Source organism: Planococcus donghaensis MPA1U2 (assembly GCF_000189395.1).
GTDB classification, from domain to species: domain Bacteria; phylum Bacillota; class Bacilli; order Bacillales_A; family Planococcaceae; genus Planococcus; species Planococcus donghaensis_B.
Genome location: NZ_AEPB01000017.1, coordinates 36,793 through 52,743 on the forward strand (window position 1 = coordinate 36,793; position 15,951 = coordinate 52,743).

The window sequence follows — 15,951 nt, forward strand, 5'->3', positions numbered from 1 at the left end:
TATAAAGCTTATGTAATGAAAAAACCGCCGAAGCGGCGGTTTTAACGTTTACGTTTTATAGCTTTGTATTCGATGCTTAATGCCTTATAGAAAGAAGCCATCATTAACAGCATAATGACCGAGAATGGGAACGCTACTATAATCAATACCGTTTGCAATGTACCCAGTCCACCTGTAGACAAAAGAATTACAGCGATAGACGATTGGGCCACTCCCCACGTCAGTTTTACAGAGTTCTGTGGATATAACGAACCGCCTGTAGTTTGCATCCCAAGAACGAATGTCGCCGAATCGGCAGAAGTAACGAAGAACGTTGTAATCAAGAATACTGCAATTACTGATAACAAGACACCAAACGGCAACTCATTAAACACTGCGAACAATGTTTCTTCTGTCAGTAAGCTAGTTAAGTCTACGCCACTGTTTTGCACATCAATAGCAGTCGTTCCAAAAGCAGCAAACCAAAGGAAGCTGATAAACGTTGGAAGTAACAAGACGCCTAAAAGGAACTGACGGATTGTCCGTCCTCTAGATACACGAGCGATAAAAATACCAACAAATGGTGCCCATGAAATCCACCAAGCCCAATAGAAGATTGTCCAACCATCAATCCAAGCACGATTTTCACCATCAATAGGTGCTGCTCGGAAACTCATTTCCACAAAATTTTGGAAGTATGTGCCGATTGTGTCGGTGAACATATTCATAATCAGTAAAGTCGGTCCTAAAATAATCATTGCAGCCAGTAATGCAACTGCCAATACCATGTTAGCATTGGAAAGGTATTTGATCCCTTTGCTTAATCCAGACCAAGCAGAGATCATGAATAATACAGTAACAACTCCAATGATAACTAATTGAACACCAAAGCTATCTCCTGGTATTCTATCAAATAAATAAGCAAGACCACCATTGATTTGAATCGCTCCAAATCCAAGAGTAGTAGCAACGCCGACAACTGTTGCAAAAACAGCGATGACGTCTACAAAAGTACCCCATGGCCCCTTCATTTTATCGCCAAACAACGGCTTTAAAGTTGCCGAGATCAATCCAGGTTCCCCTTTTCGGAACTGAGCATATGCGAGTGCTAATGCCACTACGGCATAAATAGCCCACGCATGAATTCCCCAGTGGAAAAAGCTGAAACGCATTGATTCGCGCATTGCTTCAGCGGTGCCAGCTTCTGCGGTTGCTGGACCAATCGCGAAATGCGATAACGGTTCTGCAGCTCCCCAGAAAACTAGACCAATTCCCATTCCTGCTGAAAACAGCATGGCAATCCATGTGCCGAATGAAAATTCGGGTTTATCTGAGTCTTTCCCCAGTTTGATTTGCCCCATCGGACTGATCAGGAAAAACAAACAGAATAAAACCATCACTGAAACGATTAATAGGTAATACCACCCAAACGAAGTTGTTAGGAATGATTTTATATTTCCTGTAACTTCTGCAAAACTATCGGGTGCAAATGCGCCGAAGCCAATGGCCAGTAATGCCAGTGCAAGAGCAATCCAAAAAACATTGGTTACTTTCTTCATATACTATCTCTCCTCTTTTTTTTCTGCTTTAACGCTCAGTAAATCCTATTATTCTAAATAGCAATCTTCTGACCGCCAAAGTCCGTACTGATCAACTAAAAATCAGCGGAGGAAAAAGAGCCCCCGCTGATTGAAGTTTCTCTTTATCACAAGTCTATAGGATACGGAAAATTTCCGGTCCTGTCAAATCCACTCATTGACAATTGGCTATAAAACCCTGGGGATTTGACAACAGAAACCCTATTAAATCTATGTTTCTCTCTTTATATTCTTCTAAATAAAAAACCAGATTCACAAGGAATCTGGTTTTTTATTTAGAGGTTAATTGTAACTTCTGCTTGTTCACGAAGTTTTGCGATTAAAGCTTGTGTTGCTTCGCTTTCTTTTTGTACTTTCAATTGTTCTTCAATTTGCGGTTTTACATCTTCAAAAGCTGGAATTTCTTCGCCGCCAGCTTCTTCTTGCTGAGCTTTTGCTTCATCATAGTAAGTTTGTAGTTCTTCATCAGTCAACTTGATTTCACCAGTTTCTGCGGCAATCAACTGCTCGATCTTCACTTGCGTTTCAATTTGTTTCATGACTTCTTCTTCAGAAATCCCTTGCTCTTTTAAAGCTGCCAATAATTCATCTGAAGAGGTCAAACCATTTTGCTGAGCTAACTCTTCTAGCGCTGTATTCGTCTGTTCTTCAGAGGCAGTCAGTTTTTGCTTTTCTGTTTCTTGAACAAGCAATTCCTGCGCAACTAAGCTATCTGCCACTTGCTCTTTTAACTGACTTTGGTCAACTTCTTGACCAGACAGCTGAGATTGCATCGCCATTTGTTCAAACTGTCCGGTATAAATAGACTCAAAATCCTCTTTTGTGATTTCTTCACCATTTACTTCTGCGACAACTTCTGGAATACCTTCTAAATCAGCTTCTGGCATCTCTGGTTGTTCGCCGCTTTCTTGATCTGTTGCAACCTCTTCTTGCGGTGTTTCTTCACCTTCTGTTTCTTTAGCTGTATCATCACCACAAGCAGCTAATGCTACCATGGATCCTCCAAGTACAATTGTTAAAAACCATTTTTTAATCATGGGTTATTCTCCCTTCAAACATAATGTCGGTTATTGTAGCACATTGTGCGGAGCTGTAAAAACAATAACCTTTTTGGGGTACTTACTTGTTTTTCAATAAGCTACACGAGTTTGCTATGTTAGTTCGTAAAAAGAGCACGTTTTGAATTGTTAAGATCTATTCAAATTAAATAAATCCGCAATGATTTCAGCACTTCCGGGTGAAAACATAAACAAGGAAAGTGCTATAAAGAGGGTTCCTACGATCAGTAATCCAATCCGAATTGGTACCTGAAGTCGCTTTGTCATTAATAGCCCAGAAATGAATAAACATAGTCCAAGCAATAAAATTAAGAAATACCAAAAACCCATCCGGTCACCCTCTTTCGAAGTCATACGGTAATAGGACGTACATGATTGATAAAGGTTCGATGAATACTAAAATTAATGGCTACAAGCATATTAAAAAGTCTTAACCCCACAAAAAAACGCCAAAACCAGTTAAGGTTTTGACGTTTTTTATCTCACTATGGAGACGGCGGGAGTCGAACCCGCGTCCAGAAACTCCGCTACTTAAGCATCTACGCGTGTAGCTCATCTATTAAGGTTTCATGCGCCATTCTGCCGATAAGCAGGCGTCCTGGGCACTAATCTGAGAATCTCTCCCGGTTGCCTCAGATGGTAGCAACCGGTGTATCCCACTAAAGTTGAGCTTTACCTAGCCACATGGGCGATGGATAGATAAAGCAGATCCGAGCTTACGCTGCGAATGCTAGGTTTTGGTTTGTTTTGCCAGTTGTTATAAATGCGTTTGTGACGAAGACGACCCTCCGACGCGCAACTCAAGCCCAGATCATCCCTGTCGAATCCGTAACGTCCCCTCATTAAAAGAGACACGGAAGATGTATAAACAGCTTCATGTGCTATAAACCCATTATAAAGTACCAATGGTCAGACATCAAGTCTTAGCGGTTACGTTCTTTCATCGCACGGTCGATTTCTCGTTTTGCGTCTTTTTTCTTCAAGTCTTCTCGTTTGTCGTAGTTTTTCTTACCCTTACCGACACCAAGCAATACTTTAGCAAATCCGTCCTTCAAGTACATTTTCAGTGGAATAATCGCAGAACCTTGCACTTTTGAATGTGCCAATAAATTCGCAATTTGCTTTTTGTGCAATAACAGTTTACGCGACCGTGTAGGGTCGTGGTTAAACTGATTGCCTTGATCATAAGGGCTGATGTGCATATTTGAAATCCAAGCTTCGCCATTACGAATTCGAACAAACGAATCTTTTAATTGGACTTTGCCGTTTCGTGCGGACTTAATCTCGGTTCCTTGCAAGACGATACCTGCTTCGATTGTTTCTTCAATAAAGAAATCGAAACCGGCTTTCTTGTTTTGGGCAATTACTTTGCCTTCTCCTTTGGCCATGTGGTTTCACCTCAACTAGATTCAAAAAGCGGCATGTGCGCCGCTTTTTATTTTTTCTTTTTGCGTCCTTGTTTTGCTACATTTTCGTAAAACTTTTTCTTTTTGTTTTTCGGCTTGCGTGTTGGACCGCCGCCTTCGGGCTTTTTGCCATCGCGTCCTGGTTTCCCAGCGCCATCTTTTTTGTTCGCACGAATTACTTTGGGTTGATCTTTTCTTGTGCGACGAGGCGTTTGCACCATGCCGACAATTTCAAAATCAATTGATGATTCCTCAGGTTTAACACCGATGACTTTGATTTCTATTTCGTCACCAATACGGAATTGGCGGTTTGAACGTTCACCTATCATCATCATGCTGCGATCGTCAAAACGGTAATAATCGTCCGTCATATTAGAGACGTGCACCAAGCCTTCAATCGTATTCGGCAGTTCGATAAACAAACCGAAATTCGTCACTGAAGAAATAATTCCTGTAAACTGTTCACCAATTTTATCAGCCATAAATTGAGATTTTTTCAATGCATCCGTGTCGCGTTCTGCTTCTACTGCGCGGCGTTCACGTTCTGACGTATGCGTTGCAATATCATCCATATTGGCATCCCAATAAGCGATTGTTTTTTTCGACAAGTCTTTTTCGATTAAATATGTGCGGATCAAGCGATGCACGATTAAATCGGGGTAACGACGAATCGGTGATGTGAAATGTGTATAAAATTCGGTTGATAAGCCAAAATGCCCTAAACTTTCAGCAGAGTATTTTGCTTGTTGCATTGAACGCAACATCATTGTGGAAATAACCGGTTCTTCTGGTGTTCCTGCAATTGATTCAACAATTTCTTGCAAAGCACGCGGATGAATTTGTGTACCAGACCCTTTTACCACAATTCCAAAGTTCGTAACAAATTCGAAAAAGCGTTGTAATTTTTCTGGTTTTGGATCTTCGTGAATGCGGTAAATTGCTGGAACTTCCATGTTATGAAAATGCTCAGCTACTGTTTCATTGGCAGCTAGCATAAATTCTTCGATTAAACGTTCCGAAACTGTACGTTCGCGAATCACAACATCTACTGGATAACCGTTTTCATCAACTAATACTTTCGACTCTTTAAAGTCAAAATCAATAGCTCCGCGGCGCATGCGTTTTGTGCGAAGAACTTCTGCTAATTCTTTCATCAATTCAAACATAGGCACTAATTCGCTATATTGTTCTTTCAGTTCTTGATTGTCTTGCTCTAAAATTTCGTAAACATCCGTGTATGTCATACGAGCGGACGTGTTAATAACACTTTGGAAAATTTCATGTGATTGCACTTCGCCTTGATCATTGAAAATCATTTCACAAGACAATGTCAAACGGTCTACTTGTGGATTTAACGAGCAAATCCCATTCGACAAGCGATGTGGAATCATTGGGATCACGCGATCCGTCAAATAAATACTTGTAGCACGATCATAAGCTTCACGGTCAATTGGAGAGCCTTCCGTTACGTAATGACTAACGTCAGCGATGTGAACGCCTAATTTATAAGTACCGTCTTCGTATTTTACAACTTGAACGGCATCATCTAAATCTTTAGCGTCAGCTCCATCAATTGTTACAATTTGTTCGTTGCGTAAGTCGCGACGGTCGTTTAAATCTGCCGGATCAATTTGATCTGGCACATTATTTGCTTGTTCTAATACATCTGGCGGAAATTCCGTTTCGATGCCATATTTATGAATAATGGAAAGAATATCAACACCTGGATCGTTTTTGTGCCCAAGAATTTGCGTTACCATGCCGGTTGCTGACATTCTGCCTTCTGGCCATCCAGTAATTTCTACCACAACTTTATGACCATCTACTGCGCCTAAGGTGTCGTCTTTTGCGATAAAGATATCCATATTCATTTTCTTGTCATCTGTTACAACAAAGCCAAATCCTTTGTTTTCTTGGAACGTTCCGACAGCTTTAGTCGTTCCACGTTCAATAATCCGAATAATTGCGCCTTCACGGCGATCTCCTGAAGAACCTTCGGATATGCGGATTAATACAGTGTCTCCATTAATTGCGCCATTCACTTCAGTTGGCGGGATAAAGACATCGTCTAATCCTGCTTCTTCAGGTGCAACAAAGCCAAATCCTTTTGGATGTCCGATGAATTTGCCGCGCATAACATTCATTCGTTCTGGCACGCCATATCGGTTAGATCTTGAACGGATAAGTGTTCCAGATTCTTCTAGTCTTACTAACGTCTTTACTAACTCTGTAAATTCATCAGCATCTTCAAAACCAAATTGTTCTTCTATTTCTTGTACAGTCAGCGGTTTATAAGCTTCTTCACGCATGAAAACCAATAAGCGCTGCTCTAATGATTTTTCGGGATTCCCCAAATCTAACTCCTCCTTTATAACAGTTCACACACTCCAATCTAATGATTCAAGAAATGTGAAAATGTCTTCGTGCAATTGCTTTTTTTCTTTATCGAGCGTAATAACATGACCCGAATTTTCATACCATTTTATGTGTTTATCGGTCGATTCTGAATTGTCGTAAATGACATTAGCTGAATCTGTATCAATTACGGTATCTAATCTACCTTGAACAACGAATAAAGGCGCATAAATGTGATCTACATGCTCTTTTACATCTGCAACCAAGGCACGCAAATCAGCCAATGATTCCATCGGCTTTTCTTGAAAAGCCTCTATTTCTTTTTCGATAAGTTCATCGCTTTTTCCTTCATAGTTCTTATAATCGCGCGCATATTTCAATACACCTTGATACATTAAATCTGTAGATTTCATATTCATTGGTGCACACATCGAAACAATGCCCTTGATAGGCTTTGTATACCCTAATTTCAAGCTAAATACGCCGCCAAGCGACAAACCAGCTACTGCAATTTCAGAGTAGCCTTCTTCGATTAACGTGTCATACGCTTGCTCTACGTCTTTCCACCAATCCGCTGGCCCTGTGCCAACCAATTCTTCTGGTGCCACGCCGTGCCCTGCGTAATGCGGTGCTATGCTTGTATATCCATTAGTTTCAAGAAAGCGTCCCAACATCCGAACATCTGCTGAATTTCCTGTAAAGCCATGCAAAAGAATTACTGCCCGTGGGCCTTTTTTAAAGAAAAATGGTTTTGGTTGCGAAACTCGCATGAAAACTCCTCCATTCTAATACTAAAAGAAAACGCCTAACCATGTATGGTCAGGCGATTTAATCATCTACATTAAACTTTCGTTACGGCAATAGCCAGAATAAAGAATAAGGCAGCAAGTACAATCGTTACTCGATGTAAGACTAAGTCCAAGCCACGAGCTTTTTGCTTACCGAAAAGTTGCTCTGCTCCACCGGAGATGGCTCCTGAAAGACCTGCACTTTTTCCAGATTGCAATAAAACGACTACGATTAATGCGAGCGATACGATGACGAGTAATGTCATTAACAACGTATGCATAAATTCCACCTCCTGAAACGAACATTCACAACAAAATTAAGTTTACCAAACATTGCGACCGGTGACAACAGAAATAGAAAATAGAAGGCATTTGCCTTCTATTTTCTAAAAGATAAATTAAAGAATTTGACTTACTAATTATTTAACCCAATCAAATTCTACTTTCAATTACTTTATTTTTTCAAGTTATAGAAAGTTTTTAATCCTAGGTACTGGCCAGTTTCGAACAATTGATCTTCGATGCGTAATAATTGGTTGTATTTCGCAACGCGATCTGTACGAGATGGTGCACCTGTTTTAATTTGTCCAGCATTTGTTGCAACAGCAATGTCTGCAATTGTAACATCTTCAGACTCACCTGAACGGTGGCTGATTACTGCTGTATAGCCAGCACGTTTCGCCATTTCGATTGCATCAAACGTTTCAGTCAATGTACCGATTTGGTTAACTTTGATCAAGATTGAGTTAGCGACGCCTTCTTCAATTCCTTGAGACAATTTCTTCGTGTTTGTAACGAATAAATCATCACCTACTAATTGCACGCGGTCGCCGATACGTTCTGTTAACAATTTATGTCCAGCCCAGTCGTTTTCATCCAAGCCATCTTCAATCGAAATGATTGGGTATTTGTTGCAAAGCTCTTCGTACCAGTCAACCATTTCAGCAGAAGTTTTTACTGTGTTGTCTCCTGGCAAGTTGTAAACGCCTTTTTCTTTGTCGTAGATTTCAGAAGACGCAACGTCCATTGCTAGTAAGATATCTGAACCTGGTTTGTATCCAGCTTTTTCGATTGCTTCCATAATTGTTGTTAATGCTTCTTCGTTTGATCCTAAGTTCGGAGCAAATCCGCCTTCGTCCCCAACAGAAGTGTTATAGCCTTTTTCTTTAAGTACAGCTTTTAAGTTGTGGAAAATTTCCGCGCCCATTTGTACGGCTTCACGGAATGATTTTGCGCCAACAGGCATTACCATAAATTCTTGGATGTCTACGTTGTTATCAGCGTGTTCGCCGCCATTCAAGATATTCATCATTGGAACTGGCAATTGTTTAGCGTTAAAACCGCCCAAGTATTGGTAAAGTGGAATATCTAAATAGTTAGCTGCTGCGTGTGCAACTGCTAGAGAAACCCCAAGAATTGCGTTAGCGCCTAAACGACCTTTGTTTTCAGTACCATCTAATTCGATTAATGCTTTATCGATTGATACTTGGTCAAGCACTGAGTATTTTTCTTCTAATGCTTCAGCAATTTCACCGTCAACGTGTTCTACTGCTTTTAATACACCTTTACCAAGGTAGCGGCTCTTATCGCCATCACGTAGTTCTACTGCTTCGTGTTCACCTGTAGACGCACCTGATGGTACGATTGCGCGACCAAAAGCGCCGCTTTCTGTGAATACTTCAACTTCGATTGTTGGGTTTCCTCGTGAATCTAAAATTTCGCGTGCTTGAATGTGTGTAATAATTGGCAATTAAAACAGCTCCCTTTAATATAATGGTTTTCCAGTCATTTCAACCGGTTGTTCAACATCTAGCATTTTCAAAATAGTTGGTGCTAAGTCGGCAAGAATGCCGCCTTTGCGAAGTTCATGACCTGACTTCGTCAAAATTACCGGTACTTGGTTCGTAGTATGTGCCGTCATTGGTAGCCCTTCTAATGTACGAACCTCGTCAGCATTGCCATGGTCAGCCGTAATAAGTGCCGAGCCGCCTTGCGCATGTAGCGCATCTACTATGCGACCTAGACATTCGTCTACTACTTCAATAGCCCGCATTGTCGGTTCGAGCATACCACTGTGACCGACCATGTCTGGGTTTGCAAAGTTCAAGATGATCGCATCATGTGCGCCCGCTTCAATTTGCTCAACTAAACGATCAGTTACTTCGTAAGCACTCATTTCTGGCTGCAAATCGTAAGTCGCTACTTTTGGTGAATCGACTAAAATTCGATCTTCCCCTGGGAAAATTTCTTCGCGCCCGCCGCTCATAAAGAATGTTACGTGTGGATATTTCTCAGTTTCTGCAATACGCAACTGAGTTAAGCCATTTGAAGATAAAACTTCACCAATCGTGTTTTCTAAGTTTAATGTATCAAACGCAACACGCGTTGGTAATTCTTCGCTATAAGAAGTAAATGTGATATAGCTTAAGTTTTCAGGGTGTTTATCGCTTAACGAAAATCCGTTGAAATCTTCACGAATAAACGCCGAAGTCATTTGAATTGAACGATCTGGTCGGAAGTTGAAGAAAATTAACGAGTCTTCAGAATCAATTGTTGCAACCGGTTTGCCGTCTTCTTCAATTGCAAACGGAACTACAAATTCATCCACCACGTCTTCGTCATAAGATGACGTAATGCCCGCTGTTGCCGATTCTGCTGTTTTGCCAACTCCATCAACTAACACTCGGTACGCTAACTCTACACGTTCCCAACGCTTGTCACGGTCCATTGCATAATATCGTCCGCTAATTGACGCAAATTTACCAATACCAATTTCTTTCATCTGCTTTTCAGTTTCTTCTACATATTCAAGCGCAGATTTTGGTCCTACATCTCGACCATCAAGGAAACCGTGTACATAGACTTCAGTTAGTCCTTGTTGTTTTGCAAGTTCCAATAAAGCAAAAAGATGAGCGTAATGACTGTGTACACCACCATCAGATAATAAGCCTAAAATGTGAAGTGCTTTGCCATTGTTTTTAGCATTAGCAATTGCTTCAAGAAATGCAGGATTTTCGAAAAAATCACCTTCACGAATTGCTTTGTTAATACGTGTTAAATTTTGGTAAACAATACGTCCAGCACCAATGTTCAAATGGCCAACTTCTGAATTTCCCATTTGTCCATCTGGTAACCCGACAGCTTCACCTGAAGCTGTCAGCATTTCATGCGGATAAGTTTCCCAAAGTCGGTCAAAATTTGGCTTGTTTGCTTGTGCAACTGCATTTCCGAAAGTTTCTTCACGACAACCAAATCCATCTAAAATGATGAGAGCCGCTGGATGTTCGGTTTTACGCATTTGAACCAGCCTCCAACAACTTCACAAAAGACTCGACTTCTAAGCTGGCGCCGCCAACTAATGCTCCGTCAATATGTTCCATGCCCATCAATTCATCGACATTTGCAGGTTTTACACTGCCGCCGTATTGAATACGAAGTTGTTCAGCTGTTTGATCTTCATATAACGATGCAACTTTTTTGCGTACAATTCCGCAAACCTCGTTTGCATCTTCAGCAGTAGCCGTTTTACCTGTTCCGATTGCCCAAATAGGCTCATAGGCAATGACTAATTGCGTAATTTGCTCTTCTGACAATCCAGATATTCCTTTTTCTACTTGCGCTTCGACAACAGATCCTGTTTCGCCATTTTCACGTTGTTCAAGTGTTTCGCCGACACATAAGATCGGAACTAGTCCATGAGCAAACGCCGCTTTGACTTTTTGGTTTACCGATTCATCTGTTTCATTGAAATATTGGCGGCGTTCAGAGTGACCAATAATGACGTATTTCACGCCAATATCCGCTAATTGGACAGGACTGATTTCTCCTGTAAAAGCACCTTCGTCTTGTTCAGACATTGTCTGTGCGCCAATTTGAAGCGCGCTATTTTCTGAAGAAATGACGAGTTGCGCTAAAAATAACGCTGGTGCGCAAATAACGGCATCCAGTTTTTCAGCATTCGGCACTAAGCCGTTTACTTCTTCGACAAATTCTTTTGCCTCTGTTGCTGTTTTGTACATTTTCCAGTTTCCTGCAATAATTGGTTTTCTCACAAAAGCACTCCCTTTCAATTGATCGATTTATTTATCGGTTAATGCGCTAACGCCAGGTAAATCCTTGCCTTCCATAAACTCTAGCGAAGCGCCTCCGCCTGTAGAGATATGATCCATTTTCTCAGCTACATCAAATTTTTCAACAGCTGCTGCAGAATCGCCCCCACCAATTACGGTGTAGCCTGAAGTTTCAGCCATCGCTTTTGCCACTGATTTTGTGCCATTTTCAAATGCCGGCATTTCAAACACACCCATTGGTCCGTTCCAAATGATCAATTTTGAATTTTTAATAACATCTGAATACAATGCCACTGTTTCAGGACCAATGTCTAAGCCCATCCAGTCTGCTGGGATTTCTGTGATTTTCACGCTTTTTGTTTCAGCGTCTTTTGAAAATTCATTTGCTACTGTCGCATCTACCGGCAAATAAAATTTAACGCCTTTTTGTTTTGCTTTTTCGATGAACGAATTGGCTAAGTCTAACTTGTCTTCTTCAACAAGAGAATCTCCGATTTCATAGCCTTGCGCTTTGATAAACGTATACGATAACCCTCCGCCAATGATTAAATTATCCACTTTGTCTAACAAGTGATCAATGACACCAATTTTGTCTTTAACTTTCGCCCCACCGATAATTGCCGTAAACGGACGATCTGGCTCTGATAATGCTTTACCTAATACGTCTAACTCTTTTTCAAGCAATAAGCCTGACACGGACGGTAAATGGCTTGCAATGCCTGCTGTTGAAGCATGGGCACGGTGAGCTGCACCAAATGCGTCATTGACAAATACATCTGCTAACGATGCAAATGCTTTTGAAAGCTCTTCGTCATTTTTTTCTTCGCCTGCATGGAAACGAACATTTTCTAGTAAGACAATGTCGCCTTCTTGCATCGATGAAATTTCTTTTTCAACTTCTTCACCAATCGATTCGTTTAGGCTCTTTACTTCTTTATGTAACAATTCGCCTAAACGGACGCCTGTTGCAGCAATTCTCATTTCTTCATTGACTTCACCCTTTGGACGACCTAAATGGCTAGCCAAAATTACTTTTGCACCTTGTTCGACTAAGTATTCGATTGTTGGCACTGCTGCACGAATTCTTGTATCATCCGTGACTTTACCTTCTGACATCGGTACGTTGAAATCGACTCGGCAAAATACGCGTTTCCCTTTTAAATCCAAATCTTTCATGGTCATTTTCTGCTGCATGAAAATACCTCCTATTTGTATTCAAAAAAATAAGGAGCGGGGTAAGTTCCCCGCCCCTATTACCCTCTTTTATTATAGAGGTTCATTGGTAATTAAGCTATAATTTCGAGATTACAATCCCGTTTTGTACATATGAAGCGCAAGGTCAACACAACGGCTAGAGTAACCAGACTCGTTATCGTACCAAGAAAGAACTTTAACCATGTTATCGCCAACCATCATTGTAGACTGGCCATCGATTGTAGCTGATGCTGTGTTGCCGTTATAGTCTCTAGAAACAAGCGGTAGATCGCTGTAATCCATTAACCCTTTTAATTCGTTTTCTGATGCTTCTTTTAACGCATTGTTTACGTCTTCGACAGTTACATCTTTTTCAAGGTGAGCAACTAAATCGATAAGAGAAACGTTTGGTGTTGGAACGCGGATTGCCATCCCATCAATTTTGCCTTCTAATTCAGGCAATACTTTTGCAACTGCTAAAGCTGCTCCAGTTGTTGTTGGAATCATTGATTCTGCAGCTGCACGCGCACGACGGAAGTCACTGTGCGGAGAGTCTAAAAGAATTTGGTCATTTGTATAAGAATGAATTGTTGTCATCATAGCGTGCTTGATGCCAAAACGTTCATTCAATACTTTTGCCATTCCTGCAAGTCCGTTTGTAGTACATGAAGCGTTAGAAATAACATCATGTTCTGCTGGGTCATAAGATTCATGGTTTACACCCATAACAAGTGTCTTCATGCCGTTTTTACCAGGAGCAGATACGATAACTTTTTTCGCGCCAGCTTCGATGTGTTTAGAAGCAGAAGCAGGATCTGTGAAGAATCCAGTAGATTCAACAACGATGTCTACGCCGTGCTCGCCCCAAGGAAGGTTTGCTGGATCTTTTTCAGAGAATACGCGGATTGTTTTGCCGTTAACAACAATGTTGTCTCCGTCAACTGAAACTTCAGCATCTAAAATTCCGTGAACTGAATCGTATTTCAAAAGATGTGCAAGCATTTTTGCATCTGTTAAATCGTTTACTGCTACCACTTCTACTTCGTCATTTGTTAAAGCTTGACGAAATACAATACGTCCAATACGTCCAAATCCGTTAATTGCTAATTTTAAAGTCATTTATAATTCCTCCAATTTTTTAGTTAGTTCGATAATTCTTCGTGCAGCACCCTCGTCTGTGATCAACACTGTCGGACCGGCTGCATTTTTAGCATAAGACAAAATCGCTCTTGCTTTTGATTCACCACCAGCAACTGCCAACACCGTTTTTGCTTTTTGCACCTGCTCTAACTGAATGCCCGCTGTGCGGATGCGATAAACAATTTTTCCGTCTTTATCGAAATAATAGCCGAAAGCCTCACTCACCGCTCCGCCTGAACGAATCATTTTCACTTCTTCTAAAGAAGAATGACGGCGAACCGCCATTTCTTCTGCATCGCCAATTCCGTGCACAACAACATCCGTTTGATCATACAAGTCCATCATTTCCTTGATGACAGGTTCTTTCATCATCATTTCAAATGCCTCTGCACTTAAGTGATCCGGCAAATAAAGTGTTTTAAAAGAACCACCTGTTTTTTCAGCAAATGCTGCTGCGATGGTATTGGCTTGGTGCAAAACATCTTCTCCAAGTCCACCACGTGCTGCGATAAATTGAAGCGCTCGATCAGATTTCCCAATCGATAATTCTTTAGAAATGGCGGCCATCGTACTACCGCCTGTTACGGCAATTTTCTTGTAGCGACCAAATACAGTTTCAAGTAATTTGGCTGCTTCTTTGCCGATGTGGGATTTTACAGCTGGAATTTCATCGGAATTTTGCGGCAAGATCACCACTTTTGAGATTCCTAAAATCGATTGCAGCTGTACTTCCATGTCTGTCAGTCCAGAAATTTCGCGGATAAACACTTTCAGTCTGTCTAGTACTTCCAATCCTTGCGAAGTAACTTTCATACCTGCCGTCTTCATCTCAATCAACTGCTGATTCCTCAGCAAGTCTGTTTCTTTTCTGATTTCACGTTCTGTACCGCCGGCAACCTCACACAATGTTCGTCTGCCGATTGGCTGTTCTAAACTTATTATTTGTAAAATTTGATAACGTTTTTTTAGGAGTTCGGACATTTCCGGCATCAGCTTTTGCTGAGCGACAGATAATGCATCCATATTTTCACTCCGTTCTAATTGGACAATTTTCGTCCCACTAAATAATTTTGCGTCCCACTAAAATCATTCTACCCAATCTTTCTTTTAATTGCAAATAAAAAGAAGCGTTAATTTTCTAACGCTTCCACTAATTCTATATAACCGATATTGCCGTATAATAATATTTCCTTATCTTTTTCTAAGACGGGAATCATTAGCATGTACTTTTCATGCAGAACCTCATCACTTTCGATATCTACTTCTTTATAAGAAAGCGGAATATCTTCATTAACAAGTTGAATCATCAATTTAGCTTCCTCACAAAGTGGACAGTTGGCACGCGTATATAAAGTAAACATAGTTGTCATCCTTTCGGCTTTTACTTTACTGTCTATTCCCCATGCCTATTGCAGTAAACAACAATCACAGCATATGTTCTTCTATACAAAAATGACTCTGTCCACCTATTTAGGTGAGCAGAGTCTGTTAGTTTTAAAATGCCCTCGGAAGGAATCGAACCTCCATTTTAAGAACCGGAATCTTACGTGTGATCCATTACACTACGAGGGCGTTTTCGCTATTCGCGACTTTTCTATTATACGAAAATATTGTAACTTAATCAAGCTGCTTTTTTTAATTCGTTAGATTTGACCTTCATTGACCATGATGTGTATGATAATAGTACAGCTGAGAGAACTTTCAGCAATGTTTGCAAATCACTTAATCGAGGAGGAACTATTCTATGAACTTAATTCCTACAGTAATTGAACAAACTAGCCGAGGCGAGCGTGCTTATGATATTTACTCACGTTTGTTAAAAGACCGTGTCATTATGCTGGGTAGCGCGATTGACGATAATGTTGCGAACTCAATTGTTGCACAGCTTCTGTTCCTAGAAGCAGAAGATCCAGATAAAGATATTTCGATCTATATTAACAGCCCAGGCGGTAGCATCACAGCCGGTATGGCAATTTACGATACAATGCAATTTATCCGTCCAGATGTTCAAACAATCTGTATCGGTATGGCCGCTTCAATGGGCGCTTTCTTACTTGCAGCCGGAACAAAAGGTAAACGCCTAGCTCTTCCAAATGCTGAAGTCATGATTCACCAACCTCTTGGTGGTGCACAAGGACAAGCAACTGAAATTGAGATTGCAGCAAAACGCATTCTACACCTTCGTGAGAAGTTAAACCAAATTCTTTCTGAACGTACTGGTCAACCAATTGACGTTATTGCGAAAGATACAGACCGCGATAACTTTATGACAGCTGAACGTGCACTTGAATATGGTTTGATCGACCAAGTAATCACTCGCAGTAAATTACCTGAAAATCATAAAAAAGATATGTAAAAAAAAT

Annotated in this window: 14 protein-coding genes, 1 tRNA gene and 1 other RNA gene; 1 reads left to right on the forward strand and 15 read right to left on the reverse strand. The window is 40.8% G+C overall.

Annotation, left to right across the window (positions count from 1 at the left end):
• Positions 1-41: 41 nt before the first annotated feature.
• From GPDM_RS04850 to GPDM_RS04920, 15 genes are all read right to left on the reverse strand, one after another.
• On the reverse strand, positions 42-1,538 hold the full coding sequence (locus GPDM_RS04850; protein WP_008429527.1) for a glycine betaine uptake BCCT transporter: 1,497 nt from the start codon (positions 1,536-1,538) through the stop codon (positions 42-44).
• Positions 1,539-1,852: 314 nt separating this feature from the next.
• On the reverse strand, positions 1,853-2,614 hold the full coding sequence (locus GPDM_RS04855) for a SurA N-terminal domain-containing protein (protein ID WP_008429529.1): 762 nt from the start codon (positions 2,612-2,614) through the stop codon (positions 1,853-1,855).
• 506 nt (positions 2,615-3,120) lie between these two features.
• Positions 3,121-3,474: a transfer-messenger RNA gene (gene ssrA, locus GPDM_RS16425) on the reverse strand.
• 84 nt (positions 3,475-3,558) lie between these two features.
• Positions 3,559-4,023 (reverse strand): SsrA-binding protein SmpB, encoded by a 465-nt coding sequence (gene smpB, locus GPDM_RS04865; protein WP_008429534.1) that lies wholly within the window; start codon positions 4,021-4,023, stop codon positions 3,559-3,561.
• Between the two features lie 47 nt (positions 4,024-4,070).
• Positions 4,071-6,395, reverse strand: coding sequence for a ribonuclease R (gene rnr / locus GPDM_RS04870; RefSeq protein WP_008429536.1), 2,325 nt, complete (start codon positions 6,393-6,395; stop codon positions 4,071-4,073).
• A gap of 24 nt (positions 6,396-6,419) precedes the next feature.
• Complete coding sequence (locus GPDM_RS04875) at positions 6,420-7,166, reverse strand: alpha/beta hydrolase (RefSeq protein ID WP_008429538.1); 747 nt, start codon at positions 7,164-7,166, stop codon at positions 6,420-6,422.
• A 71-nt stretch (positions 7,167-7,237) separates the two neighbouring features.
• Positions 7,238-7,465, reverse strand: a complete 228-nt coding sequence (gene secG, locus GPDM_RS04880) for a preprotein translocase subunit SecG (protein ID WP_008429540.1) — start codon at positions 7,463-7,465, stop codon at positions 7,238-7,240.
• Between the two features lie 173 nt (positions 7,466-7,638).
• A complete protein-coding gene (gene eno / locus GPDM_RS04885) occupies positions 7,639-8,934 on the reverse strand; it encodes a phosphopyruvate hydratase (protein ID WP_008429542.1) in 1,296 nt (431 codons plus the stop codon).
• A gap of 15 nt (positions 8,935-8,949) precedes the next feature.
• Positions 8,950-10,482: a 2,3-bisphosphoglycerate-independent phosphoglycerate mutase gene (gene gpmI / locus GPDM_RS04890; protein WP_008429544.1), complete on the reverse strand. Its 1,533-nt coding sequence runs from the start codon at positions 10,480-10,482 to the stop codon at positions 8,950-8,952.
• Positions 10,475-11,236, reverse strand: coding sequence for a triose-phosphate isomerase (gene tpiA, locus GPDM_RS04895; RefSeq protein ID WP_008429546.1), 762 nt, complete (start codon positions 11,234-11,236; stop codon positions 10,475-10,477). The genes gpmI and tpiA overlap by 8 nt, the downstream gene beginning before the upstream one ends.
• 27 nt (positions 11,237-11,263) lie before the next feature.
• The gene (locus GPDM_RS04900) at positions 11,264-12,448 is read right to left on the reverse strand and encodes a phosphoglycerate kinase (RefSeq protein WP_008429548.1); all 1,185 of its coding nucleotides are present in this window, start codon (positions 12,446-12,448) and stop codon (positions 11,264-11,266) included.
• 111 nt (positions 12,449-12,559) lie between these two features.
• The gene (gene gap / locus GPDM_RS04905) at positions 12,560-13,567 is read right to left on the reverse strand and encodes a type I glyceraldehyde-3-phosphate dehydrogenase (protein WP_008429550.1); all 1,008 of its coding nucleotides are present in this window, start codon (positions 13,565-13,567) and stop codon (positions 12,560-12,562) included.
• On the reverse strand, positions 13,568-14,611 hold the full coding sequence (locus tag GPDM_RS04910; protein WP_008429552.1) for a sugar-binding transcriptional regulator: 1,044 nt from the start codon (positions 14,609-14,611) through the stop codon (positions 13,568-13,570).
• Between the two features lie 107 nt (positions 14,612-14,718).
• Complete coding sequence (locus GPDM_RS04915) at positions 14,719-14,949, reverse strand: glutaredoxin family protein (RefSeq protein WP_039862889.1); 231 nt, start codon at positions 14,947-14,949, stop codon at positions 14,719-14,721.
• Between the two features lie 139 nt (positions 14,950-15,088).
• Positions 15,089-15,160 (reverse strand) — tRNA-Arg (locus GPDM_RS04920).
• Positions 15,161-15,332: 172 nt separating this feature from the next.
• Between GPDM_RS04920 and clpP the strand changes: the two genes are divergently transcribed.
• Complete coding sequence (gene clpP / locus GPDM_RS04925) at positions 15,333-15,944, forward strand: ATP-dependent Clp endopeptidase proteolytic subunit ClpP (RefSeq protein ID WP_008429555.1); 612 nt, start codon at positions 15,333-15,335, stop codon at positions 15,942-15,944.
• The last annotated feature ends 7 nt before the right edge of the window (positions 15,945-15,951 follow it).

Bases quoted from the DNA above. Each gene is read 5' to 3' on its own strand.
- smpB (WP_008429534.1), bottom strand. From the start codon at position 4,023: ATGGCCAAAGGAGAAGGCAAAGTAATTGCCCAAAACAAGAAAGCCGGT.
- clpP (WP_008429555.1), top strand. From the start codon at position 15,333: ATGAACTTAATTCCTACAGTAATTGAACAAACTAGCCGAGGCGAGCGT.
- secG (WP_008429540.1), bottom strand. From the start codon at position 7,465: ATGCATACGTTGTTAATGACATTACTCGTCATCGTATCGCTCGCATTA.
- gap (WP_008429550.1), bottom strand. From the start codon at position 13,567: ATGACTTTAAAATTAGCAATTAACGGATTTGGACGTATTGGACGTATT.
- gpmI (WP_008429544.1), bottom strand. From the start codon at position 10,482: ATGCGTAAAACCGAACATCCAGCGGCTCTCATCATTTTAGATGGATTT.
- GPDM_RS04910 (WP_008429552.1), bottom strand. From the start codon at position 14,611: ATGGATGCATTATCTGTCGCTCAGCAAAAGCTGATGCCGGAAATGTCC.
- GPDM_RS04875 (WP_008429538.1), bottom strand. From the start codon at position 7,166: ATGCGAGTTTCGCAACCAAAACCATTTTTCTTTAAAAAAGGCCCACGG.
- GPDM_RS04900 (WP_008429548.1), bottom strand. From the start codon at position 12,448: ATGCAGCAGAAAATGACCATGAAAGATTTGGATTTAAAAGGGAAACGC.
- GPDM_RS04915 (WP_039862889.1), bottom strand. From the start codon at position 14,949: ATGTTTACTTTATATACGCGTGCCAACTGTCCACTTTGTGAGGAAGCT.
- GPDM_RS04855 (WP_008429529.1), bottom strand. From the start codon at position 2,614: ATGATTAAAAAATGGTTTTTAACAATTGTACTTGGAGGATCCATGGTA.
- GPDM_RS04850 (WP_008429527.1), bottom strand. From the start codon at position 1,538: ATGAAGAAAGTAACCAATGTTTTTTGGATTGCTCTTGCACTGGCATTA.